Raw genomic sequence first — 21,972 nt, forward strand, 5'->3', positions numbered from 1 at the left:
CGGAGGCGCCCCCATTTAACGTGAACCAACCGGGGCCGCCTCCGGTTTCACTGTAGGTCGCAACACCGACCTGCACACATCCCGGGAAAGGAAGCCGTTCATGTCGGGCATCCAGGGCAAAGTCATCGCGATCACAGGCGCCAGCAGCGGCATCGGTGAGGCGACCGCGACCTACCTCGCCGAAAAGGGCGCCCAACTCGTGCTCGGGGCCCGGCGCGAGGACCGGCTGAACGCTGTCGTGGACGGCATCACGGCGAAGGGCGGCACCGCCGTCGGCGTCATCGTCGACGTCACGTGCCGCGAAGACCTCCAGCGCCTGACGGACACGGCCCTCGACCGGTACGGCCGGCTCGACGTCCTCGTCTCCAACGCGGGCACGATGGCCGTCTCGCCGTTCGACGACCTGCGCCAGGACGACTGGGACGCCATGGTCTCCACCCACATCACCGGCCTGCTCAACGGCATCGGCGCAGCCCTGCCCGTCTTCCGCCGGCAGCGCTCCGGCCAGTTCGTCAACGTCGGCTCCACTGCGGCCTACGTCGTCAAAACCCCGCAGGCGGTCTACGCGGCCACCAAGACGGCGGTGAAGGTGCTCACCGAGGGCCTGCGCCAGGAGTCGGGACCCGACCTGCGCGTCACCCTCGTCTCGCCCGGCTTCACCCATACCGAGGGCGTCGGCAAGGGGGCCAGCCCCGAGGCTGCGGCCGCGATGACCCGGCAGCGCGACGAGATCGCCATGCCGCCCTCGGCGGTCGCCTCCGCCATCGGCTACGCCATCGAACAGCCCGACGGTGTCGATGTCAGTGAGATCGTCGTCCGTCCTACCGTGCAGGCCTGATCACAGCTGCCGGGAAGGTAGTGGTGGGCAGATGTCGGCAGGGCTCTAGCTCAAGCCGTCTCTGTACGCGGCGGCGGGCATCGCACACTACTGGCGGGTGGAGCTGGAACCGGCCCCACGCGTACTGATCGGCCGGCTGCGGAACGGCTCGTACGTGGACGAGCCGCCCCTCTTGGCGGGCGCCGTTGCCCGGGTCGAGCAGCCGTTCCCGGTCGTGTTTGATCCGGGTGTGTTGATCCGACGGCGGTAGCCTGTCCGCCCCTCGCGTGCCACCGCCCTTTCCTGACGGCGGCTCGCCGTTCCAGACGGCCACGATGCGGTCCGCGCGCTCCAGCAGGACCTGGTCAGCGGCCTCGTACGCCCTATGGGTACTCCCCGACCACTGCGGGCAACGGCGGACCGGCCCCGCCTCACACCCCGTCCACCAGCTGCGCCACCCCCTTCCCCACCGACCAGTCGATGCGCTCGTTCTCGACGAGTGTGATCACCACGTCCTCGGGGCGGATGCCCGCATCCGCCCCGAGGTTCGCGACGATCCGGCGGTACAGCTCCTTCTTCTTCTCCTCCGTGCGTCCACGCACGAGCGTGATCTGGACGAAGACCACGTCCTGCCGCTCCACGCCCATGTAGTGCCGGTCGAAGACCAGTTCACCGTCACCGTGCGTGCTGATGATCTGGAACCGGTCGTCCTCGGGGATCCCGATGACATCGACCAGCGCGCGGTGCACGCCGTCCGCGATGGCCTGCAGTACCGGCGCCGGCTTGTCGGAGCGGGCGTCTATCCGGACGAGGGGCATGGCAACCTCCGTTGTTCGATGGATCACGAACAACGCGCCCGGCGGTCAGGATCTTCCCCTCCGTCCCCTCAGTCCTCCAGCGTCACCGTGAACCCTCGATCCGTCGGCAGCGCAGCCGTCTTGACGTGGGCCACCCCGCCCCGGTCCGCCGTGTCGTACCACCAGCCCTGCGCGGCACTCGCGAACGCCTCCCGCGACTCCAAGCGCGGCAGGACTCGCCCGTCCAGCGTCACCGCATCCGGCCCCGCCCCCATGTGCACCGTGAACTCGTACGGGCGCGCCGTCTGCTTGCCCTTGAACTCGCCCTTCGACGCGCCCACATGGAGCGTCGTGTCACCGTCGCCCCGCTCCCCCGGGCCGCGGACCGTCAGTGTCTGTTCCGCGTACGCACCCGCGCGGTGCGCCCGCGTCACGCCGTCGTCCTCGTACAGCGTGAAGGACGACCTCCCCTGCGACGGGTACACGTCCCACGCCAGCGGCGACGCCGCCGTGCGGTCGCGGTACGAGCTGATGCCCGGCCACATCGGCACGTTCGCGCCCGACTTCACGAACAGCGGCAGCGTGTCCAGCGGGGCCCGGTAGCCGTTCACCGTGGTCGGGCCCTCGTACGTGCGGCCCGTCCAGTAGTCGGTCCAGGTCCCCCGTGGCAAGTAGATGCCGTCGCGCACCTCCTTGTCCTCGTACACCGGCGCCACCAGGAAGTACTCACCCGCCAGGAATTCGTACTTCGCCGCGTCGGACGCCGCTTTCGCATCGTGCGGATATTCCAGGGCCAGCGGCCGCACCGGGCCGACTCCCGTACGCGTCGCCTGTGCCGCGTACGTGTACATGTACGGCAGCAGTGATTCCTTCAGTTTCAGGTACTTGCGGTTGATGGATGTGTACGGATCGCCGTACCGGAAAGGCTGTTTGTCGCTCGGCGCCCAGCCGTCCATCGTCATCACGGCCGGGAGGAACGTCTTCCATTGGAGGTCGCGGACGTACGTCCGCGGGCTGCCCGCGAAGATGCCGTCCACATCCCCCGTCGTATATGCCAGACCCGACATCGTCGCCCCCGCATACGTCGGGATCTGCCAACGGATGTAGTCCCACGAGCCCTTCTGGTCGCCCGACCACTGGACTCCGCACCGCTGCGCCCCCGACCAGCTCTCCGGGGCCCACGTGAAGCCGCGGGCGTCGCTGTTGTCCTCGATGCCCTTGTACGCGTCCTTGCAGCCGTCGAGCGCGAACTTGTAGCCGTCACCGACCCAGGCCACGTCCAGTTTCGCGACCCGCTGGCCTTCCTTCACCTGGCCGGCCAGTTTCGACAGGCCGTCCTCCGTCCACAGGCCCATCGCCGCCTTGCGGTCGCCCAGGCCCTTGTTCACCTCCCCCAGGTTCTCGTAACCGCAGCCGTAACCGTCGTTGACGAGCATCCAGCCGAGCGGCATGTCGGCGGCCCGGTAGCCGTCGGCCACTTTCAACGCGTCCAGCGTGTGCCGCTCACCGCGGTTCTTGTTGTGCAGATAGCAGTCCGAATCACCGATCTCCAGGCCGTACAGCGGTGGCAGGAAAGGCCGCCCCGTCAGTTTCGTGTACGCGCCGATGACGTCCTTCGGCGTGCGGCCCGCGAAGTAGTAGGCGTCGAAGCGGTGTTCCTTCTCCGTGGCCGTCACCGGGTCGGTGAAGCGGTATGTGCCCGGCGCGTACGTATTGCGGAAGACGCCGTATCCCGCCGACGACAGGTAGAACGGCACCGAGTTGGGGTGGCCGCCGTCGTTCCAGTTGTAGTCGACGCCCACTTCCACCGTCTTGCCGCGGTGCGAGATGTTGCCGCGGCCGTTCTGCATTCCGGCACCGTAGAACTGTTCGTCCGCGCCGCGTTCCAGGGTCTGGGTGGTCTGCTCCTTGTCCCAGCTCAGCCCCTTGCTCTCGGCCCACACCCGGCTGCCGTCGGACCGGTACAGGGCGAATCGCAAGGGCGACTTGTAGACGCGCAGGGTGACGCGGGACGTGCTCACCTCGTACCGGTCCCGCCGCTCGCGCCAGCGGGTGCGGGGCGGGCTGCCCTGCGGCAGCACGATGTCCTTGCCGGCCGGGTCCGTGAACGCCCCGTCGGGCGCCAGCTCCAGCCGGAACGTCTCCTCGCCGACGAACGAGACCCGCGCCGCGGCGTCGCCCGCCCGTATCCGGTAGACGGGCCCGGCGGCCGTGAATCCGGTGACGTCCCCGACGGTGGCCGCCCCGTCCCCGTGCGCGCTGCCGGCCGGTCCGGCGAGCGCCGCCACCAGTCCGAGCACGGTGCCGACGACCAGCTTTCCCAGTCGCGTTGGTTTCCTCATGCGGCGTGCTTAGCGCCTGCCACGGGCGGCGGCCATGGACAGGCGCTACGGGCTCGTGGACTTCTCGGCGCGGGCCGCATCCCGCGCCACCCCCGTGAGCCACGCCTCGGCATCGGCGACCAGGAGGGTTCGGGCGGCCGGACTCTTCCCGGCCGCCCGGTCGGCCACGTCCCGCGGCCCGGAACTCCCCGTGCCGCGGAGGTTTTCCGCAGCTCCGTGGCACACCTGCCGCACCGCCTCCGCCAGCGCCGTCAGCTCGGCGGCGGCGGTCGGCGACGGCGGCGCGGGCCGTTCCGCCGTGTGCTGTTCCCCCGCGTGCTGTTCCCCCGCATGTCGGCCGAGCAGCAGCGAGCCGCCGGTGACGACGTCGTAGCCGGTGAGCATGTAGGCACCCCAAGGCGGCTCGCCCGACCGCTGGGGCACCTGTTCCGTCCGGTACTGGAGGTAGGTCGACTGGGCGAGGAGCATGGCACGCCGGGCCGGGTACAGCGGGTCGGGTCCGTGGCCGGCGAGCCGGCACAGCTCGTCGGTCACCGTGCGGCAGCCTTCGCCGGCGCGGTCGAGGAAGTCCGCCACGGCGCCCCGGAGTTGGCCGTGCGCCCCTCTGGGCCAGGCGAGCAGTGCGGCGACCGCGCCGATCGCGCCGCCCACGGCGACGTCGAGGACCCGCACCGCGGGCAGCCCCCGGTCGGCGGCCCCGATCTGGCCGAAGAGCAGCACCATGGCGAACGTCACCATCGCCTGCGTCCACCAGGGCCGGAGCAGCGGGCAGACGGTGAAGCCGATCAGGAACGCCACCGGCGTGACGGCGGCGTAGAACAACGGGCGGTCCCCCACCGCGATCAGCAGGGCGGTGGAGAACGCGGCTCCCACGACCGTGCCGACGACCGCGGGCACGAGGGCGGTCCGGGTGTCCGCGGCGGAGGTCCGCATCAGGCCGAGCACGGCCAGCAGCACCCAGAAGCCGTGGGGCAGACTCAGCGCCCCCGCGATCAGCCGGGCCACGGCGAGGGCGACGGCGAGCCGTACGGAGTTCTGCAGCAGCACCGAGCGGGGGCTCAGGTGCAGCCGGATCCTTCGGTACCACCAGGCGGGGGCGGAGACGGCGGCATAGGCGAACGGGCCGGAGGGGGACGGGTTCCCACAGGGTTCCGGGCGGTGGCCGAGGGCGATCCGGGCCGCCTGGCAGGCGAGCAGCGCCGCTTCCGCCACCGCCCGCACCGCTGCGTCCTGGCGCAGCCGGAGCGGGTCCGGGCCGCTGTCGACTTCCAGGGCGCGGGCCCGCCGGTCGTCGAAGCCCTGCAGTGCCGTGCGGAGCCGGCCGTCGGACGGCCCGGGGGTGCCGCGGTCCAGATCGCGGGCGGTGTCCTCCAGCCGGGCCGCCGCGGTTTCCAGGAGCCGGGCCGCGGCCGGGTCGGCCTCCCGGGCGTCGTCCACGGCGTCGTCGATCCGGCCCCTGAGATATCCGGCCGCCGCCCGGGTGTGGACGAGCCCCCGGTCCCGCAGGGAGACCGAGGCGGGCCGGGTCTCCGGCGGCACCAGGGAGAGCCGCGTGGCCGTCAACGCCCGCTCGGCGTCCTGCCGTTCGGGCACCACCGCCTCGGCCCCCGCCGTGCCGCCCACCGGGCCGGCCGCCGCGGCGCAGTACGCGGACAGCGCCCGCATCGCCCCCGCCAGCCGCAGGCGGTAGGGAGCGGGCGGCGGGTCGGGCCACAGGACCAGGTCCGCGGCGATGGTGAGCAGGATGCCCACGGTGATCCCGGCCAGCCGGTCGCCGAGCTGTTCCGGGGCGTAGGGAGGGAAGCAGGGCAGGACGTAGTACAGCTGGAGCGCCGGGGCGGGACCGGCCGGGCGTGGGCCGCCGGCCGCCAGGAAGGAGACGGCGAAACCCACGGCGAGCAGGCCCAGCGCGGCCGCCCAGTCCCGCACGGCGAGCAGGGTGCCCGCCGTGACCAGGGCCGCGGCCGCGGGCAGCACCAGCAGCAGCGTCACGGCCCGCTCCTCCGCCGGTCCGGGCAGCTTGCCGAAGAGGATCAGGGGCAGGGCGCCGAAGACGGCGTACAGCGCCATCACGGGCTGGCGGAAGCCGTAGTCGAAGACGTAGAAGCCGGTGCATCCGGCGAGAACCAGCCACAGCGCGCGGCGCAGGGCCTCGGGTGCGCCCTCGTGCTCCAGCAGCCTGCGGGGGCCGCCTCCGGCCGGCGGAGCCTCCGCGGCCTCGGGCCGGAGCCCCCGCAGCCGCCACAGCGTCATAGTCGTCACTGTAAGTGGCTGCTGTCGGGCGGCAACCGGTGGACGTCCGGTTCGCCGCCGACAACGCGGAGGGGCGCCCTCCGCAACCGGAGAGCGCCCCTCGTGAAGCCTCTTTACAGCGCCACACCCAGCAGCGCGTCCACGGCCCGCGACACCAGACCGGGCGCACCCGTGTCCGTACCGCCCTCCGCGGCCTGCGTGGCGGCCCAGCGGTCGACGGCGGCCAGGGCGGCCGGGGCGTCCAGGTCGTCGGCGAGGGCCTCGCGGATCTCCTCGACGAGCGCGTCGGCGGACGGGCCGTCGGGGCGCGAGACGGCGGCGCGCCAGCGGTTCACGCGCTCCACGGCCTCGTCGAGGACCGCGTCCGTCCACTCCCAGTCGGCCCGGTAGTGGTGGGCCAGCAGGGTGAGGCGGATGGCGGCCGGGTCGACGCCGTCGCGGCGCAGCTTCGAGACGAAGACCAGGTTGCCCTTGGACTTCGACATCTTCTCGCCGTTCAGGGCGACCATGCCCGCGTGCACATAGGTCTTGGCGAAGGGGTGCTCGCCGGTGAGCGCCTGCGCGTGCGAGGCGCCCATCTCGTGGTGCGGGAAGATCAGGTCGGAGCCGCCGCCCTGCACGTCGAAGCCCATGCCCAGGTGGTCCAGGGCGATGGCGACGCACTCGATGTGCCAGCCGGGGCGGCCCGGGCCGAGCGAGGCGCCGTCCCAGCTGGGCTCGCCCGGGCGGGCGGCCATCCACAGCATCGGGTCGACGGGGTTCTTCTTGCCGGGGCGCTCCGGGTCGCCGCCGCGCTCGGCGGACAGCAGCCGCATGGCCTCGGCGTCGAGGCCGGAGACGCCGCCGAAGGACGGGTCGGAGGCGACGGAGAAGTAGATGTCGCCGTCGAGCTCGTAGGCGGCACCGGCGTCGCGCAGCCGCTCCACCAGCGGAACGATCTTCGGTATCGACTCGACGGCGCCCACGTAGTGCTCGGGGGGCAGCATCCGCAGGGCGGTCATGTCCTCGCGGAAGAGGGCCGTCTCGCGCTCGGCGAGGGCCGTCCAGTCCTCGCCGTCGCGCACGGCCCGCTCCAGCAGCGGGTCGTCCACGTCGGTGACGTTCTGGACGTAGTGAACCTGCCGCTTGGTGTCGAGCCACACGCGCTGCACGAGGTCGAACGCGTTGTAGGTCGCCGCGTGTCCCATGTGGGTGGCGTCGTACGGCGTGATGCCGCAGACATAGATACGGGCGACGGGACCGGGGGCGAGGGTCACCCGTCCGCCGGTCGCGGTGTCGTGGATCCTGAGGTCGCGGCCACTGCCAGGCAGGGCGGGCACCTCGGAAGCGGGCCAGGCATGCATGCCCCGAGCGTAACCGGACGCGGCTTCCGGATACGAACCGGATCCGGTGGTTGGCCGAACCTGCGCTCTTGCGGCAGTTGAACACTGCCGCTAGTTGAACGCGCCCGTCAGGGGCGCGGGGAACTGCGCGACCAGCCCCCACCGGCCCGCAGCCGACGCACTGCCCCCAGGGCAAGCACCTCGACTGCGGGCGCGTCGTGGCCGGTCGCGCAGTTCCCCGCGCCCCTGACGGGGCGCCTGCGGGGCGCCTGCGGGGCGCCTACACCGGCGGCCACGGGATCGCGGGCCACTGCCCGCTCGGCTCGCGGTGCCTCCCCGTGCGCAGGAGTTCCGCCACCCGCTCCCGGAGGGCGTCGATCTCGGCCGGGGTGATCAGCTCCGCCAGCCGCCCCGCGAGCGGACTCCCCTCCGCCAGATCGGCCGAAAGGCGTCGCAGCGCCTCCATCGCCTCCTCCGGCAGCGGCTCCCCCGCCCAGCCCCACAGCAGGGTGCGCAGCTTGTCGTCCGCGTTGAAGGTCACACCGTGGTCGATGGCGTAGAGCCGGCCGTCGGCGGCGGGCAGCAGGTGACCGCCCTTGCGGTCGCCGTTGTTGATGACCGCGTCGAGCACGGCCAGCCGCCGCAGCCGCTCGTCGTCGGCGTGCACGAGCAGTGCCGTGCGGTCCTCGCCGACGTCCGCGTAGCCCACGGCCTTCCAGCCGGGCCCCGGCTCCTCCCCCTCGACGAGAGCGAGCAGCGCGGACTCGTCCGCCTCTCCGTCAGGGGCGTCTATCCACAGCTGGCACATGCCGGGCCCGTACGGCCCGTCCCGCAGCACGGTGGGCGGGACCAGGCCCCAGCCCATGGCCTCGGAGAGCTCGTAGGCGGCCACCTCGCGCTGGGCCAGCGTCCCGTCCGGGAAGTCCCACAACGGCCGCTCGCCGGCGACCGGCTTGTAGACGCAGGCCGCGCTGTGACCCTCGTACTCGACCGTGCAGTACAGGACGGCGTTGGAGGCGTCGCGCACCTGGCCACGCACCGTCAGCTCGCCTTTGGCGAGCAGCTCGTGCGGGGTCACGCTCCGCGGCGGTATCCGTTCTGGCGCGGACATACGTGTCCCTCCGGGTCGAGCGGCAGGCTGCACAGCGGGCACGGCGGACGGCCGGCGTTGACGACTTCCAGGGCCCGCTTGGCGAACGAGCGCGCCATGGTGCCGGTGATCCGCACCCGCAGCATCGGCGGCCCGTTCAGCTCGTCCTGCAGCAGCCGCTCCTCGGCCTCGGCGAGGTCCTCGTCGGTGTCGGCCTCCAGTTCGACGAGGGCCTGTGCCTCGACGACCATGCGCTCGCTCTCGCCGTCCCAGGCGAGGGCCATCGTGCCGACCCGGAACTCCTCCTCGACGGGGGTCTCCAGGGGCGCGCTGTCCGCGAGCTCCGAGGGGGCGACGGCGGGGACGGGGGCGCTGCCCCCGGTGCGCCGGACCACCTCGTCCAGCAGCTCGTCGATGCGCTCGGCGAGCGCCTCCACCTGGGCCTTCTCCAGGGCGACGGTGGTGACCCGGCCCGCCGCGCTGGCCTGGAGGAAGAAAGTACGGCGGCCCGGCAGCCCGACCGTACCGGCGACGAAGCGGTCCGGCGGGTCATAGAGGAACACCTGACGGGACAACGTCCTGCTCCATGGGGTTCGGTGGTCGGTAGGTACGGATCCGGGTGTGGTGCCGGCGGCCCGGCCTCATCACGCCCCCACCCTACTGCGCACGGCGATCACGGTGCCCCCGCGCCGCCCCCCACGGCCGCGTCCCCGCTGCCGGGTCCGGCCCCGGGAACCTCCTCGTGCGGAGCGAGCCCCGCGAGGTCACCGGTGTCGCCGAGGCGCAGCAGGAACGGCCGCAGCCGCGTGTAGTGGACGGCGCTGACCGAGCAAGGGTCGACCGCGATCCGCTGGAACTGGTCGAGGTGCAGGCCGAGCGCGTCCGCGACGACCGCCTTGACGATGTCGCCGTGCGAGCACATCAGATAGAGCGCGTCGGGCCCGTGTTCCCGCTCGATGCGCTCGTTCCAGTCGCGCACGGCGTCGACGGCGCGCGCCTGCATGGCCCGTACGGACTCCCCGCCGGGGAAGGCCGCGGCGGACGGGTGGCGCTGGACGACGTCCCACAACGGCTCACCGGCGAGCTCGGAGATCTTGCGGCCTGCCCAGTCCCCGTAGTGGCATTCGCCGATGCGCTCGTCGGTGTGCAGCGGCAGGTCCGGGCGGGCGGCGAGCAGCGGGGCGAGGGTCTCCCGGCAGCGCTGCAGCGGGCTGGTGACCGCGGCGGCCAGCGGCAGGGCGGCCAGCCGGCCGGGCAGGGCGGCGGCCTGCGCCGCGCCGCGCTCGTCGAGGGCGACGCCCGGGGTCCATCCGGCGAGCACACCCCCGGTGTTGGCGGTGGACCGGCCGTGCCGGACCAGGATCAGCGTGGGCATGGGGATCAGCCTACGACGGGCCGCGAGGCGAAGCCGGGTGTACGTGAGACGGAAGGGGAGCGAGAATGCCCGCGTGATCGTGGACTGTGCCATCTACCGGAACGGGCGCCGCACCGACGGCTCCGCCGACTTCTCGGACGCGCTGGAACAGGCGCGCAGCCAGGGCGATTCCTTCGTCTGGATCGGGCTCCACGAGCCCACCGAGGAGGAGTTCGCGCTGGTGGCCGACGAGTTCCGGCTGCACCCGCTGGCCGTCGAGGACGCGCTCAAGGCGCACCAGCGGCCCAAGCTGGAGGTGTACGACGACTCGCTGTTCCTCGTCCTCAAGCCCGTGGCCTACGACGACGAACGGGACACCGTCACCGCCGGTGAACTGATGCTGTTCGTCGGCGACAGCTTCGTCGTCGCCGTCCGGCACGGCGAGGGCGGCACACCGGCCCGGGCGCGCCGGCGCCTGGAACAGGACCCCGAACTGCTGCGGCACGGGCCGACGGCCGTGATGTACGCCATGAGCGACGAGGTCGTGGACCGCTACATCGAGGTGGCGGCCGCCCTCCAGGCGGACCTGGACGAACTGGAGGCCGAGGTCTTCTCCCCCGTCGGCACCGACAACAAGAACACCGCTGCGCGCATTTACTCGTTCAAGCGGCAACTCGTGGAATTCCGCCGCGCAACCGTCCCGCTCACCACCCCGCTCGCGCGCCTCTCCGGCGCCGGACTGCCGTTCGCCGACGAGCGGTCCCGGCCGTTCTTCCGGGATGTGAGCGACCACCTGGCACGCGCCAACGAGTCGGTGGAAGGCCTCGACCGGCTGCTGTCCGACATCCTCTCCGCGCACCTGGCGCAGATGGGTGTCCAGCAGAACGACGACATGCGCAAGATCTCCGCCTGGGCGGCCATGGCCGCGGTCCCGACGATGATCGCCGGCGTCTACGGGATGAACTTCACGCACATGCCCGAACTCCGCCAACCATGGGGATATCCGGCGGCGGTCGCGGTCATGGCAGGGCTGGTGTTCTGGCTGTACCGGACGTTCAAGCGACGCGGCTGGCTCTGACCAACGGACCAACCGGCCAACCGACCGGCCGTTCAGACGAATTCGGGGTGCCTGGGCGCCGGACCGCCCAGGGCGTTGCGCCGCCGCGGCATGCGCAGCGTCACCATCCGCCGCCAGCCGCCGAGGCGTTCGTAGACGTAGATCCCGTGGACGGCCGCCGCGAGGACGGCGGTCTTGGCCCGGGGCCACTGCAGGATGCGGCCCATGTGCCCCATCACGGCAAGACTCACGTCCCGGTGGATCGCGATCTCCGCGAGGGCGCTGCGGCGCAGGAGCCGCTGGATCAGCCGGCCGTGCCCGGCAGCGGCCAGGCGCAGCAACTCCTCGTGGCAGTAGGCGAGATGGTTGCTCTCGTCGTGACAGATCATCGTGATGGCCCTGCCGACCTCGGGGTGGTCGCCGAAGTGCTCGACGAGCAGGTCCATCTGGTCGGCCGCGCGCTGCTCCGTGACCCTGCTGTGCGCGAGGTAGGCGATGATGTCCCGTTCCGTCAGGCGGGCTTCACCGCGCAGCTTGGCGTGCGGGAGACCGATGCCCCGGCGTTCCAGGATCATGGTGTAGTCGGTCTCCGGCGGCACTTCGGCAGGTTCGAGCCCGCGCTTGTGCAACAGGGCCTGGAAGATACGGCCGTGCTTGTCCTCGTCGGCGCCGTGCCGGGTGATCTTGGGGGCGAGGGTGCGGTGCCGCTCGGGGACGAGCGCCGCGATCCTGCCGTTCTCCCAGCCGCCCTGGGCCTCGCCGCTCGCTGCGATCGAGCAGAAGAGCCGGAAGGACTCGTCGTCGCCGAGGATCTCCTGGAACAGACTCCTGGCCGAGAGCATCACGGCCACCTCCGTCTCCGCGGACATTCGAGAAATCCCAGTCAAATGCCCTGCGCGGGAAGCGGCAACAGGGGGCGGCGCGTACTCGGCCGAACGAAGGAAACAGGGAAGGGCCGGGGAAGGGACGGGCAACCCGGCCCCCGCCCGTAACCCTTGGCGCGCCCGGGCGTTGTGCTGGTGTCGGCCGTGGCGGGGAAGCCACCCCCGAGCCCCCACCACGGCCGCGAAGCATCCTCGGGCTACGCCAGCCCGGCCCGCTCCAGCGCCTCGACTCCGGTCCGCAGGGCCGCGATCCGCTCGTCCAGCGTGAACCCCGCAGGGGCGAGGGACAGCGTGGTGACACCCGCCCCGGCGTACGCCTGCATCCGGTCGGCGATACGCTCCACCGGGCCGAGCAGCGTGGTCGAGTCGATCAGCTGCCGCGGCACGGCGGCAGCGGCGCCCGCCTTGTCGCCGGAGAGGTACTTCTCCTGGATCTCGGCCGCCTCCTTCTCGTAACCCATGCGCTGCGCCAGCTTGTTGTAGAAGTTCTGCTTGGCGCTGCCCATGCCGCCCACGTAGAGGGCGGTGTACGGGCGGAAGAGGTCGGCGAGCGCCGCCGGGTCGTCGCCCACGGCCATCGGCACGGTCGGCACGAGGTCGAAGCCGTCGAGCTCCTTGCCCGCCTTGGCACGGCCCGCACGCAGCGCACCGAGCGTGGTCTCCTCGGCGTGCTCGGGCGCGAAGAAGATCACCAGGGCGCCGTCCGCGATCTCGCCGGTCTGCTCCAGGTTCTTCGGCCCGATCGCCGCGATGTACAGCGGGATCTGCTCGCGCACCGGGTGCACGGTCAGCTTGATCGGCTTGCCCGGGCCGCCCGGCAGCGGCAGCGTCCAGTGCTCCCCCTCATGGGTGAGCCGCTCGCGGGACATCGCCTTCCGGATGATCTCGACGTACTCACGGGTCCGGGCGAGCGGCTTGTCGAACTTCACCCCGTACCAGCCCTCGGACACCTGCGGGCCGGAGACGCCGAGGCCCAGCCGGAAACGGCCGCCGGACAGCGAGTCCAGGGTCGCGGCCGTCATCGCCGTCATGGTGGGCGTACGGGCGGGGATCTGGAAGATCGCCGAACCGACGTCGATCCGCTCGGTCTGCGCGGCGACCCACGACAGCACGGTGGGGGCGTCGGAGCCGTACGCCTCGGCCGCCCAGCAGACGGCGTAGCCGAGCCGGTCGGCCTCGCGGGCCACCGCCAGGTTGTCCGCGTCCATCCCGGCTCCCCAGTAGCCGAGGTTGATTCCGAGCCGCATCCGAGCCATCGGGGCACTCCCTACCGATCAGTAACGTCGTCGTTGCCGGGACTGTAGCGCGTCGCCCGGGGGTACGTCACCGGGCGGCCGGCCTCGGGGCGGGCCATGGCCAGTACGCTCTGCGGCCATGGAGCAAAGGCATCTCGGCCGCACGGGCCTGCGTGTGTCCCGGATCGGGCTCGGCACGCTGACCTGGGGCCGGGACACCGACGAACACGACGCGGCGGAACAGCTCAAGACGTTCCTGGAGGCGGGCGGCACGCTCGTCGACACCGCGGACGTCTACGCGGACGGCGGCGCCGAGTACCTGCTCGGGCAGCTGATGGAGGAACTCGTCCCGCGCCGCGATCTCGTCATCGCGACGAAGGCGGGCAGCGTGCCCGACCCCGACCGGCGGTTCGACGGCTCGCGCGGCCATCTGCTCGCCGCCCTCGACGCCTCCCTGGAGCGGCTCGGCACCGATCACGTCGACCTGTGGCAGGTGCACGCCTTCGACCCGTTCACGCCCCTGGAGGAGACCCTCCAGGCCCTCGACCTCGCCGTCTCCAGCGGCCGGGCCCGCTACGCGGGGGTCTCCAACTTCTGCGGCTGGCAGCTGGCCAAGGCGGCCACCTGGCAGCTCGCGGCGCCGGGGGTGCGGACGCGGCTGGCCAGTACGCAGATGGAGTACTCGCTGCTGCAGCGCGGAATCGAGCGCGAGGTGCTGCCGGCCGCCCGGGACCTGGGGATCGGCATCCTGCCGTCGTCGCCGCTGGGGCGCGGCGTGCTGACGGGCAAGTACCGGCGCGGCACCCCGGCGGACTCGCGTGGCGCCTCGGACCAGCTCGCCGCGTTCGTCGCGCCGTACCTGGACGAGGCGGCGGGGCACATCGTCGACGCGGTGGCCACGGCGGCGGACGGGCTGGCGACGACGCCCCTGCAGGTGGCCCTGGCCTGGGTCCGGGACCGGCCGGGCGTGGCGGCGCCGATCGTCGGGGCGCGTACGGCGCAGCAGCTCGCGGAGGCGTTGTCAGTGGAGGCCCTTACGCTTCCGGACGAGATCTGCAGGGCGCTCGACGATGTGTCGGCGCCCGTGCACCGCTACCCCGACCAGGACTGGAGCACGCTGTGACCACCGATCGCCCCGCCGAGGGAGCCGATTCCGCCGCGGCGGAAGGTGCCGGTACGCCCGTGGACGGCCCGTCGGGCGACGGCAGGCCCGGGAAGTCCGCCGCGGCCGAGGCGCTGGCGGCCGCGGTGCGGGCCGTGGAGAGCGGGGAGCGCTCGGCCGCCTCCTTCTTCAACGAGCCCGCTGCGCGGCCTGCGGCACGGCCGGCGCCGAAGCCGGTCCGGACGCCGGCGGCTCCGTCGGCGCCCGTCCGGCGGCAGCCGGTTCCGCCGGGCGCCGGTGTGGCCGAGGTGCTGGCGGCGGGCGGGGCGCCGGAGCAGCTCGCCGGGCCCGCGACGGAGGTTCTCGGCGAACAGGCGGCCGACGTACTGCGCGAGGACCCGTGGCAGCTGCTGGCGGTGCCGGGGGTGCGTCCGGAGCAGGCCGACGGATTCGCCCGGGCGCTGCTGGGGGCGGAGTGCGGTCCGGACGACGAGCGCCGGGCGCGGGCCCTCGTGGTGTGGCTTCTGGAGCGTGCGGCGCTCGCCGGGCACACGGTGCTGGAGTCCTCGGTGCTGCGTGCCGAGTTGGCCCGCCGTTCCGTGCCCGACGCGGATGCTGCGCTGCAGGCCGCCCTTGCCGAGGGTGCGGTGCTGGTGTTCCAGGAGGGCGGGGCGGACGAGGAGGCGGAGGAAACCGCCGATGTCCGGCTGCTGTTGGGGCTGGACCGGTACGCCATGGCCGAGGAGAGCCTCGCCGACGGCCTGGCACGGCTGCTCAACAACGGCCCCGCGGAGGCCGGTTCGGAGTGGGGGGAGGCCGCGGAGGCCGCGGCCTCCCCCTCCGCCGCCGAACTCGTGCGTGCCGCGGCCGGTTCCGGTCTCGTGGCGCACAGCGGTGGTGAGGCGGCCCGTGCGGAGCCCGTGGCGCTGGTGGCCGCTGCGCGTTCACTCGGGCTGCGGGCGTGGGCCGCTGCGCACACGGAGGACGGCAGGCGCCGTCTCGTCGAGCAGGGCGAGGCGGACGCGGTGACCGTGGCGGGCCTGATGGCGGGCCGGGAGGGTCCGGGGCGGGACGAGGACGGTGCGCTCGCGCTGGACCTGCTCGCCGTCCTCGATGCGCCCCAGCTGGACGTGGAGACGGCCGCCCTGCTGGTGGAGTCGCTGGCGGACGGTACCCGGCTGGTGCTCTGCGGAGACCCGGGGGTGCTGTGGTCGGCGGGTGCGGGGCGGGTGTTCGCCGATGTGGTGGCGTCGCGTGCCTGCCCGGTCGTGGTGTCGCGTACACCGGATCCGGGGCCGATCGGTGAGCTGGTGTCCGGTATCGGCATCGGTGAGCTGAACCGGGTGGAGGCCCCGGGCAAGGAGGTCGTGATCGTCCCGGTGCGGGATGCCGGTGAGGCCGTGCACCGTACGGTGCAGCTGGTTGCGGACTCGGTGCCGCGGGCGATCGGCGTGCCGGCCGGGCAGACGCAGGTGATCACGCCGGGGCATGGCGGTGCCGCGGGGACGCGGGTGCTCAACGCGGCGCTGAAGGAGCGGCTGAATCCGGGCCCCGGCCGGTTCGGCGGCTTCGACCCCGGTGACCGGGTCGTGCACGTCCCGGCGCCGGGCCGGGCGGTTCCGGGCACGGTGGTCTCGGCGGATGCCGAGGGACTGCGGCTGGACTGCGGCGGCGTCCCGGTCGTCGTCGCGCCGGAGCGGGTCACGGAGGAGGTGCGGCACGGCTGGGCGGTGACCGCGCATCAGGCGGCCGGGATGCGCTGGCCCGCGGCCGTGGTGGTGCTCCCGGGCGATGCGGCCGGGGAGTTGACCCGGTCGTGGGTCTACACGGCGTTCAGCCGCGGTGAGCGTCATCTGTCGGTCGTGCACGGGGTCGACCAGGCACTGCCCCGGGCGGTTGCCGAGGTGCCGGCGAAGGAGCGGACCACCCGGCTGCGGTCCTTGCTGGAGGCGCAGCACCGCGCTGCCGGGTGATCCGGAGGGGGGAGGGCTCAGCCCTTCCCCTGCCGGGCGCGGATCCCGCTCGCGGGCTCCTCGTCGCCGCCGTCCTCCTCGATGCCCTCGTCGATGCCGTCGATGCCCTCGTCGCCGTCGTCGTCGAAGGCGTCGTCGCCGAGGTCGTCGAGCTCCTCGTCGAAGACGGCGCTGACGTCGAACCGGCAGATCACCCGCTGCGCCTCGGGCTGTTCGAAGGGTTCCGAGAGCCAGTCCCCCGGTTCCGCGAGTCCGTCGGCCGCGGCCACCCACAGCGTGGAGTCGCCTTCCTCCAGGCCGAACTCCTTGTGGCGGGAGGCGATTTCATCGGGTTCGTACTCCCCGAAGAGCACCGTGACCGCCGCATGCACACTGCTGCCCACGATGCCCGCCGCGGTGCCGGGGGCCCCGGCGTCCGCCTCGACGTCGACATCGGGATCGAGGTCGGCGACGCGCTGGGCCTGGGCGAGCAGCCGCTGGGGCTCGGCCACCGCATAGTCCCTGCGGATCAGCACGCTGAGCGCGCTCGGTTCCTCCGGCCCCGCATAGGCGGGCAGGGTGTCGTCGCCGGGGATCTCGAAGGGGGTGACCTCGTCGTAGACGTCGTAGAGCAGCTCGTCGTACGCCTCGGCTGTCGCGGCCAGCTCGTTGAACGCGGCGTAGACGGCCGGGTCGTCCTCCCCCGATCGGCGTTCTACGGCCTCGAGGTGGCGGTCCAGAGCGGCTTTGACCGCCTCGGCGGCGGCCCGTACCTCGGCAGCGGTCGGCTGCGCAGCATCAGACATACTGCAGACGCTATCCGTACCGGGGCTGTTCCCGCACAATAGATGCGATGCCGGAATACGAATTCTGTGATGTGTATGTGCCGCGGGGGGTCTCCCGAGGGGCGGCCACACGCCTGCTGACCGATCATGCCGAGTACGGACACTGGGAGTTGGACCGTCTGCGCCTGTATCCCGACGGCAGCCGCAGGGTGCGGTTGCGGCGGCGGATCATCCGCCAGCTGCGCGCCACATGGTGACCGCGCGGACGGCTGCGAGGACACGGCAGGAGCGGGCCCCGCGACCTGCGGGGCCCGCTCCGTGCTGCGGTGATGTACGGGCTCAGCCCTGCGCGCCGCGCGAGCGGCGGTAGAGGACGGCACCGCCGAGCAGCATCGCGGCACTGGCCGCACCGGCGATGCCGACCTGGCCGGCGCCGGTGTGCGCGAGCTGGGCGGCCTTGGTGCCGGCCTGCGCCATGGTGGACGGCTGCTCGGGCGCACGGTGCACACCCTTCACCGCGGTGACGGGCTTGACCTCGTGCGTGCCGGGCGCGCCGGGGACGTGGCCGCCCGGCTGGTGCTGCGCGGGCTGCTGGTGGGCCGGCTGGCCGCCCTCCGAGGGCGGGTTGCCGTGCTGCTGCCCGTGCCCGGGGTGGTGCGGACCGTGGTCGTCGCAGTCGTCGGACGGGGGCCGGCCGTGGTCGTGACCCGGCTCGTGCCCGCGGGGGCCGCCCTGCTCGTGGTCGCCGCCGCCGTCGTTGAAGCACCCGTTGCCGGTGGCCGAGTTGCCGATGCCGACGGCGCTGACGTTGTCGCCGCAGGCGTTGACCGGGACGCTGACCGGCACCTGCACGACGTTCCCGGAGGCGATGCCGGGCGAGTGCTCGGCCTTGCCAGCGGCGAGGGCGACTCCGGTGCCGTGGCCCTCGTGGCCGTTGTTGCCGTGGCCCTTGTGGCCCTCGTGACCCCGGTGGGCGTGGCCGCCGCCGTTGATGCAGGTGTTCCCCGAGGCCGAGTTGAGCAGGCCGATCACGTTCACGGTGTTGCCACAGACGTTCACCGGAGCGTGGACCGGGACCTGCACGGTGTTGCCCGAGGCGACACCGGGGGAATGCGCGGCGACGCCCTCGGCGCCGGTGTCCGCGTGTGCGTAGCCGCCGGTGACGGCGAGTACCCCGCTCGCCGCCGCTACGGTGAGCAGGCCCTTCTTGGAGACCTGTCGCATTGCTTCTGCCCCTCTGCTGCTTTTTGCGCTTCTTGCCATGTCGAAAACCGAGCGGCACAGCCGACGGCTCATCGAAACCCCGGCGGCTCCGAAGCACATGGCGCGCGCTTCGGAGCCGCCCTCCTTCAAACCCTCATGGAAGGGGGCACAACGTCACTTGTTGACACAGGTGTTGCCGGTGGCCGGGTTCAGCAGGCCGACCACGTTGATCGTGTTGCCACACACGTTGAGCGGGACCTGCACCGGCGCCTGGACGACATTCCCGGAGACGACTCCGGGGTCGTTCACGGCAGCGCCCTCGGCGCCCGAGCTGGCAGCAGCCACCCCCGCGCCCGCGAGCACGAGACCGCCGGTGGCAGCCGCAGCAGCGGCGACCTTCTTGAGCATTGGATTCCTCCTAGTTGGCATGCGGTCCCAGCCGCGGACCGCACACCTGTAACGACACGGAGGCAATCGGGCTACGTCGCCACGAGGTCATTCACTCTTTCCGGCTACGAAAGCGTCAAGATCGAGCAGACTGGCTTTTGTTCAGTACCCGACTCAGCACTGATCCAGGAAGCGGTCGAGCACCCGCGCCCCGAATTTCAGACCATCGACCGGCACCCGCTCGTCCACTCCGTGGAACATTCCGGCGAAGTCCAGCTCGGGGGGCAGCTTGAGGGGGGCGAAGCCGAAGCAGCGGATGCCGAGGTCGGCGAAGGACTTGGCGTCGGTGCCGCCGGAGAGCATGTAGGGCACGGCGCGCGCGATGGGGTCCTCGGCCTTCAGCGCCGACTGCATCGCGTCCACGAGGGCGCCGTCGAAGCTCGTCTCCACGGCCTTGTCCGCGTGCACGTCCTCGCGCCGCACGCGCGGGCCGAGGATCCGGTCGAGGTCGGCGAGGAACTCCTCCTCGTACCCCGGCAGGAACCGGCCGTCGACATGCGCCGTGGCCTGCCCGGGGATCACATTGACCTTGTAGCCCGCGCCGAGCATGGTCGGGGCCGCGCTGTTGCGCAGCGTGGTGCCGATCATCCTGGCGATGCCGCCGAGCTTGGCGAGGGTGGTCTCCATGTCCTCCGGGTCGAGCGGGGTGCCGAGCGCGTCGGAGAGCTCGTCGAGGAAGGACCGCACGGTCTTGGTCATCCGCACCGGGAACTGGTGCCGCCCCAGCCGGGCGACCGCCTCGCAGAGCTCGGTGATCGCGTTGTCCGTGTTGGTCATCGAGCCGTGGCCGGCGGTGCCGTCCACGGTGAGCCGCATCCAGTGCATGCCCTTCTCGGCCGTCTCGATCAGGTACAGCCGCAGGTTCTCGTTGACCGTGAAGGAGAAGCCGCCGACCTCGCCGATGGCCTCGGTCACCCCCTCGAAGAGCCCGGGGTGCTTGTCGACCAGGTGGCGGGCGCCGTAGGTGCCGCCCGCCTCCTCGTCGGCGAGGAAGGCGAGCACGACGTCGCGCGGGGGCTTGCGGCCCGAACGCATCCGGTCGCGGACGACCGCGAGCGTCATCGCGTCCATGTCCTTCATGTCGACCGCGCCGCGCCCCCAGACGCACCCGTCGGCGATCTCGCCGGAGAAGGGGTGATGGGTCCAGTCACCGGCATCGGCCGGGACGACGTCGGTGTGCCCGTGGATGAGCAGGGCGGGCCGGGACGGGTCCTCGCCCTCGATACGGGCCACGGTCGAGGCGCGGCCCTTGTGGGACTCGAAGATCTGCGGCTCCAGCCCGACCTCGGCGAGCTTCTCGGCCACGTACTCGGCGGCGGCGCGCTCCCCGGGTCCGGAGTGGTCGCCGTAATTGCTGGTGTCGATCCGGATCAGATCGCGGCAGAGGTCGACGACCTCGCTCTCCGCGCTACCCGCCCCCGCGCCTCCGCTACGGGCCGGCTTCGACTCGCTCACGCTGCCTCCTCGGTGGTTCATCGGCCGGGGCCCGACTGCGGACGGACCCCGGCCCTGGGTCCACCCGCCATCCTCCCTCGCCCGTTCCCGCAGCCCAAGGCCGCAATGCTGCCGACATGTGCGCGCAACGGACGGCTCCGCGCGGCCCCGGGCCCCGTCGTCCGGCCGGGTGATCGAGCACCCCCGGATGTTTGCTATTGTTTTCTCTGTCGCCGCGGGGAACACCCCGCAGAGACAAACACCTGAGTCCGGGTGGCGGAATGGCAGACGCGCTAGCTTGAGGTGCTAGTGCCCTTTATCGGGCGTGGGGGTTCAAGTCCCCCCTCGGACACTCACAGAAAAAAGAAACCCCAGCCGAGCTGGGGTTTTTCTGTGTGTTCGGATCCACATCACACGGGCGTCAAGGCATGAACGTTTCTCTCACCGACCGGCCCGCCGGCACCCCCACGACGGGCCGCACCGTCCGGGTGGGCGTGCTGGTCACCGCGCTTCTCACGGCCTGCATTGCGTTCCAGCTCAATGCCAGCATGCTCAGCCCCGCGCTGAAGAGCATCCAGGACAGCCTCGGGGCGAGCTCCGCGGAGGTCGGCCTCACCCAGACCGCCTTCTTCACCTCGGCGGCGCTGTTCTCGCTCTTCCTGCCGCGGCTCGGCGATGTCGTCGGGCGCCGCAAGGTGCTGGCCGGGATGCTGGCCCTGATGGCCGTCGGCTGCGTGGTCGCGGCGCTGGCGGGCAGCGTGCCGATGCTGTTCGTGGGCCGCATCCTGCAGGGTGCGTCCGGCCCGACCGTCCCGCTGTGTCTGATCATGCTGCGGCAGGAGGTCACCGAGCCCAAGCGGTACGGGACCCTGCTCGGCATGATCACCGCCGTCAACGGCGGCGTCGCCGGCGTCGACTCCCTCGCGGGCGGCTTCCTCGCCGACAAGCACGGCTTCCAGGCCGTCTTCTGGGCCATGGCCGTCGTGGCCCTGATCGCGACCGTGCTGGCCGCCACCCTGACGCCCGAGTCCAAGGTCGCCGACGCGCACCGGATGGACTGGCCCGGCGTCGCGCTCCTCGTCGTCTCGGTCGGCTCGCTGCTCGTCGCCCTGAACGAGGCCGGCAAGCTCGCCGCCGCGAACTGGGGCCTGGTCGCCGGCCTGGTCGTCGTCGCCGCGGCCGCGTTCGCCGTGTTCTGGCGCATCGAGGACCGCTCCGCGCACCCGCTGGTCGCCACCCGGCACCTCAAGCAGCGGGCCACCTGGGCCACGCTGCTGACCACCACGCTCACCATGACCGGCGTGTTCGCCGTCATGAACGGCCTGATCCCGGCCTTCGCCCAGGACGCCAAGGCCGGTCTCGGCATGACCGCCGAGCAGTCCGCGTGGTGGACCCTCACCCCGTACGCCCTCGCCGGGCTGGCCATGGGCCCGGTCGCCGGCCGCCTCGCCGCCACCTTCGGCTACGGGCGCGTCCTGCGGATCGGCCTCGTCGGGTCGGTGGCCTCCGTCGTCCTGATGATCGTCACGATCCCGGAGCACTCCCGCGTGATGCTGCTGGTGACGTCGGTCCTCGTGGGCATCGCCTACGCGGGCGTGGCGAACATCGTGCTCAACGGGCTCGGCATCGTGCTGTCCCCGAACGAGAACCCCGGCTTCCTGCCCGGCCTCAACGCCGGCGCGTTCAACCTGGGCGCGGGCCTCAGCTTCGCCCTGCTGTTCGCCGTGCAGACGGCGGCCCAGCCGTCCGACCCGGCGTCGGCGAGCGGGTACGTCACCAGCATGATCGCCGGTGTGGTCATCATGGCCGCCGCGATCGGGACGTCCTTCCTGATCCCGAAGCCGGTGGCGGCGGAGGCGCAGGAGTAACGGCGCCGCGCCGCCCGTACCCTTCGGAAG

General features: G+C 72.3%; 19 protein-coding genes and 1 tRNA gene. 7 read left to right on the forward strand and 13 right to left on the reverse strand.

Annotated features, from left to right (window positions below):
- Nucleotides 1-100: 100 nt before the first annotated feature.
- Nucleotides 101-838, forward strand: a complete 738-nt coding sequence (locus tag HG542_RS11825) for an SDR family oxidoreductase (RefSeq protein ID WP_171080387.1) — start codon at nt 101-103, stop codon at nt 836-838.
- Nucleotides 839-1,248: 410 nt separating this feature from the next.
- Here the strand turns inward: HG542_RS11825 and HG542_RS11830 are convergent, their stop codons facing one another.
- From HG542_RS11830 to HG542_RS11860, 7 genes are all read right to left on the reverse strand, one after another.
- On the reverse strand, nt 1,249-1,635 hold the full coding sequence (locus HG542_RS11830; protein WP_171080389.1) for a tautomerase family protein: 387 nt from the start codon (nt 1,633-1,635) through the stop codon (nt 1,249-1,251).
- Nucleotides 1,636-1,703: 68 nt separating this feature from the next.
- Entirely contained in the window at nt 1,704-3,956 is a 2,253-nt protein-coding gene (locus HG542_RS11835; protein WP_171080391.1) for a glycoside hydrolase family 31 protein, read from the reverse strand.
- Nucleotides 3,957-4,001: 45 nt separating this feature from the next.
- Nucleotides 4,002-6,209 (reverse strand): FUSC family protein, encoded by a 2,208-nt coding sequence (locus HG542_RS11840; protein WP_171080394.1) that lies wholly within the window; start codon nt 6,207-6,209, stop codon nt 4,002-4,004.
- A 113-nt stretch (nt 6,210-6,322) separates the two neighbouring features.
- Nucleotides 6,323-7,552, reverse strand: coding sequence for a cysteine--1-D-myo-inosityl 2-amino-2-deoxy-alpha-D-glucopyranoside ligase (gene mshC, locus HG542_RS11845; RefSeq protein WP_171080396.1), 1,230 nt, complete (start codon nt 7,550-7,552; stop codon nt 6,323-6,325).
- Nucleotides 7,553-7,811: 259 nt separating this feature from the next.
- Nucleotides 7,812-8,642, reverse strand: a complete 831-nt coding sequence (locus HG542_RS11850) for an SCO1664 family protein (RefSeq protein WP_171080398.1) — start codon at nt 8,640-8,642, stop codon at nt 7,812-7,814.
- Nucleotides 8,606-9,196: a DUF3090 domain-containing protein gene (locus tag HG542_RS11855; protein ID WP_171080400.1), complete on the reverse strand. Its 591-nt coding sequence runs from the start codon at nt 9,194-9,196 to the stop codon at nt 8,606-8,608. Before HG542_RS11855 ends, HG542_RS11850 begins: the two co-directional genes overlap by 37 nt.
- A 98-nt stretch (nt 9,197-9,294) precedes the next feature.
- The gene (locus HG542_RS11860) at nt 9,295-9,996 is read right to left on the reverse strand and encodes a histidine phosphatase family protein (RefSeq protein ID WP_171080402.1); all 702 of its coding nucleotides are present in this window, start codon (nt 9,994-9,996) and stop codon (nt 9,295-9,297) included.
- Nucleotides 9,997-10,069: 73 nt separating this feature from the next.
- On the opposite strand from HG542_RS11860, the gene HG542_RS11865 reads away from it, so the two are divergent.
- Nucleotides 10,070-11,053 (forward strand): magnesium and cobalt transport protein CorA, encoded by a 984-nt coding sequence (locus HG542_RS11865; RefSeq protein ID WP_227724564.1) that lies wholly within the window; start codon nt 10,070-10,072, stop codon nt 11,051-11,053.
- Nucleotides 11,054-11,085: 32 nt separating this feature from the next.
- On the opposite strand, the gene HG542_RS11870 is transcribed toward HG542_RS11865, so the two are convergent.
- Entirely contained in the window at nt 11,086-11,874 is a 789-nt protein-coding gene (locus tag HG542_RS11870; RefSeq protein ID WP_171080556.1) for a ferritin-like domain-containing protein, read from the reverse strand.
- A gap of 239 nt (nt 11,875-12,113) precedes the next feature.
- Complete coding sequence (locus HG542_RS11875) at nt 12,114-13,163, reverse strand: LLM class F420-dependent oxidoreductase (protein WP_171080558.1); 1,050 nt, start codon at nt 13,161-13,163, stop codon at nt 12,114-12,116.
- A gap of 127 nt (nt 13,164-13,290) precedes the next feature.
- Between HG542_RS11875 and HG542_RS11880 the strand changes: the two genes are divergently transcribed.
- A complete protein-coding gene (locus HG542_RS11880; RefSeq protein ID WP_171080406.1) occupies nt 13,291-14,274 on the forward strand; it encodes an aldo/keto reductase in 984 nt (327 codons plus the stop codon).
- A complete protein-coding gene (locus HG542_RS11885; protein ID WP_268256432.1) occupies nt 14,271-16,226 on the forward strand; it encodes an ATP-dependent DNA helicase in 1,956 nt (651 codons plus the stop codon). Before HG542_RS11880 ends, HG542_RS11885 begins: the two co-directional genes overlap by 4 nt.
- A gap of 17 nt (nt 16,227-16,243) precedes the next feature.
- Here the strand turns inward: HG542_RS11885 and HG542_RS11890 are convergent, their stop codons facing one another.
- Nucleotides 16,244-17,011, reverse strand: coding sequence for a hypothetical protein (locus HG542_RS11890; protein WP_171080408.1), 768 nt, complete (start codon nt 17,009-17,011; stop codon nt 16,244-16,246).
- Between the two features lie 47 nt (nt 17,012-17,058).
- On the opposite strand from HG542_RS11890, the gene HG542_RS11895 reads away from it, so the two are divergent.
- Nucleotides 17,059-17,247, forward strand: a complete 189-nt coding sequence (locus HG542_RS11895; protein WP_171080410.1) for a DUF5703 family protein — start codon at nt 17,059-17,061, stop codon at nt 17,245-17,247.
- Nucleotides 17,248-17,329: 82 nt separating this feature from the next.
- On the opposite strand, the gene HG542_RS35660 is transcribed toward HG542_RS11895, so the two are convergent.
- The 3 genes from HG542_RS35660 to HG542_RS11910 form a co-directional block, all read right to left on the reverse strand.
- Nucleotides 17,330-18,214 (reverse strand): chaplin, encoded by an 885-nt coding sequence (locus tag HG542_RS35660; RefSeq protein WP_171080412.1) that lies wholly within the window; start codon nt 18,212-18,214, stop codon nt 17,330-17,332.
- A 153-nt stretch (nt 18,215-18,367) separates the two neighbouring features.
- A complete protein-coding gene (locus tag HG542_RS11905; protein WP_171080413.1) occupies nt 18,368-18,601 on the reverse strand; it encodes a chaplin in 234 nt (77 codons plus the stop codon).
- Between the two features lie 153 nt (nt 18,602-18,754).
- Nucleotides 18,755-20,095, reverse strand: coding sequence for a M20/M25/M40 family metallo-hydrolase (locus HG542_RS11910; RefSeq protein WP_171080415.1), 1,341 nt, complete (start codon nt 20,093-20,095; stop codon nt 18,755-18,757).
- A 246-nt stretch (nt 20,096-20,341) separates the two neighbouring features.
- Here HG542_RS11910 and HG542_RS11915 point away from each other — a divergent pair.
- Both HG542_RS11915 and uriT read left to right on the forward strand, forming a co-directional pair.
- A tRNA-Leu gene (locus HG542_RS11915) sits at nt 20,342-20,426 on the forward strand.
- A gap of 76 nt (nt 20,427-20,502) precedes the next feature.
- Nucleotides 20,503-21,942 (forward strand): uridine transporter UriT, encoded by a 1,440-nt coding sequence (gene uriT / locus HG542_RS11920; RefSeq protein WP_171080417.1) that lies wholly within the window; start codon nt 20,503-20,505, stop codon nt 21,940-21,942.
- Nucleotides 21,943-21,972 lie beyond the last annotated feature (30 nt).

The sequence above is a fragment of the Streptomyces morookaense genome, from assembly GCF_013030945.1.
Lineage (GTDB): Bacteria > Actinomycetota > Actinomycetes > Streptomycetales > Streptomycetaceae > Streptomyces > Streptomyces morookaensis.

Bases quoted from the DNA above. Each gene is read 5' to 3' on its own strand.
- HG542_RS11880 (WP_171080406.1), top strand. From the start codon at position 13,291: ATGGAGCAAAGGCATCTCGGCCGCACGGGCCTGCGTGTGTCCCGGATC.
- HG542_RS11830 (WP_171080389.1), bottom strand. From the start codon at position 1,635: ATGCCCCTCGTCCGGATAGACGCCCGCTCCGACAAGCCGGCGCCGGTA.
- HG542_RS11890 (WP_171080408.1), bottom strand. From the start codon at position 17,011: ATGTCTGATGCTGCGCAGCCGACCGCTGCCGAGGTACGGGCCGCCGCC.
- HG542_RS11840 (WP_171080394.1), bottom strand. From the start codon at position 6,209: ATGACGCTGTGGCGGCTGCGGGGGCTCCGGCCCGAGGCCGCGGAGGCT.
- mshC (WP_171080396.1), bottom strand. From the start codon at position 7,552: ATGCATGCCTGGCCCGCTTCCGAGGTGCCCGCCCTGCCTGGCAGTGGC.
- HG542_RS11860 (WP_171080402.1), bottom strand. From the start codon at position 9,996: ATGCCCACGCTGATCCTGGTCCGGCACGGCCGGTCCACCGCCAACACC.
- HG542_RS11870 (WP_171080556.1), bottom strand. From the start codon at position 11,874: ATGCTCTCGGCCAGGAGTCTGTTCCAGGAGATCCTCGGCGACGACGAG.
- HG542_RS11850 (WP_171080398.1), bottom strand. From the start codon at position 8,642: ATGTCCGCGCCAGAACGGATACCGCCGCGGAGCGTGACCCCGCACGAG.
- uriT (WP_171080417.1), top strand. From the start codon at position 20,503: ATGAACGTTTCTCTCACCGACCGGCCCGCCGGCACCCCCACGACGGGC.
- HG542_RS11905 (WP_171080413.1), bottom strand. From the start codon at position 18,601: ATGCTCAAGAAGGTCGCCGCTGCTGCGGCTGCCACCGGCGGTCTCGTG.
- HG542_RS11825 (WP_171080387.1), top strand. From the start codon at position 101: ATGTCGGGCATCCAGGGCAAAGTCATCGCGATCACAGGCGCCAGCAGC.
- HG542_RS35660 (WP_171080412.1), bottom strand. From the start codon at position 18,214: ATGCGACAGGTCTCCAAGAAGGGCCTGCTCACCGTAGCGGCGGCGAGC.
- HG542_RS11835 (WP_171080391.1), bottom strand. From the start codon at position 3,956: ATGAGGAAACCAACGCGACTGGGAAAGCTGGTCGTCGGCACCGTGCTC.
- HG542_RS11875 (WP_171080558.1), bottom strand. From the start codon at position 13,163: ATGCGGCTCGGAATCAACCTCGGCTACTGGGGAGCCGGGATGGACGCG.
- HG542_RS11895 (WP_171080410.1), top strand. From the start codon at position 17,059: ATGCCGGAATACGAATTCTGTGATGTGTATGTGCCGCGGGGGGTCTCC.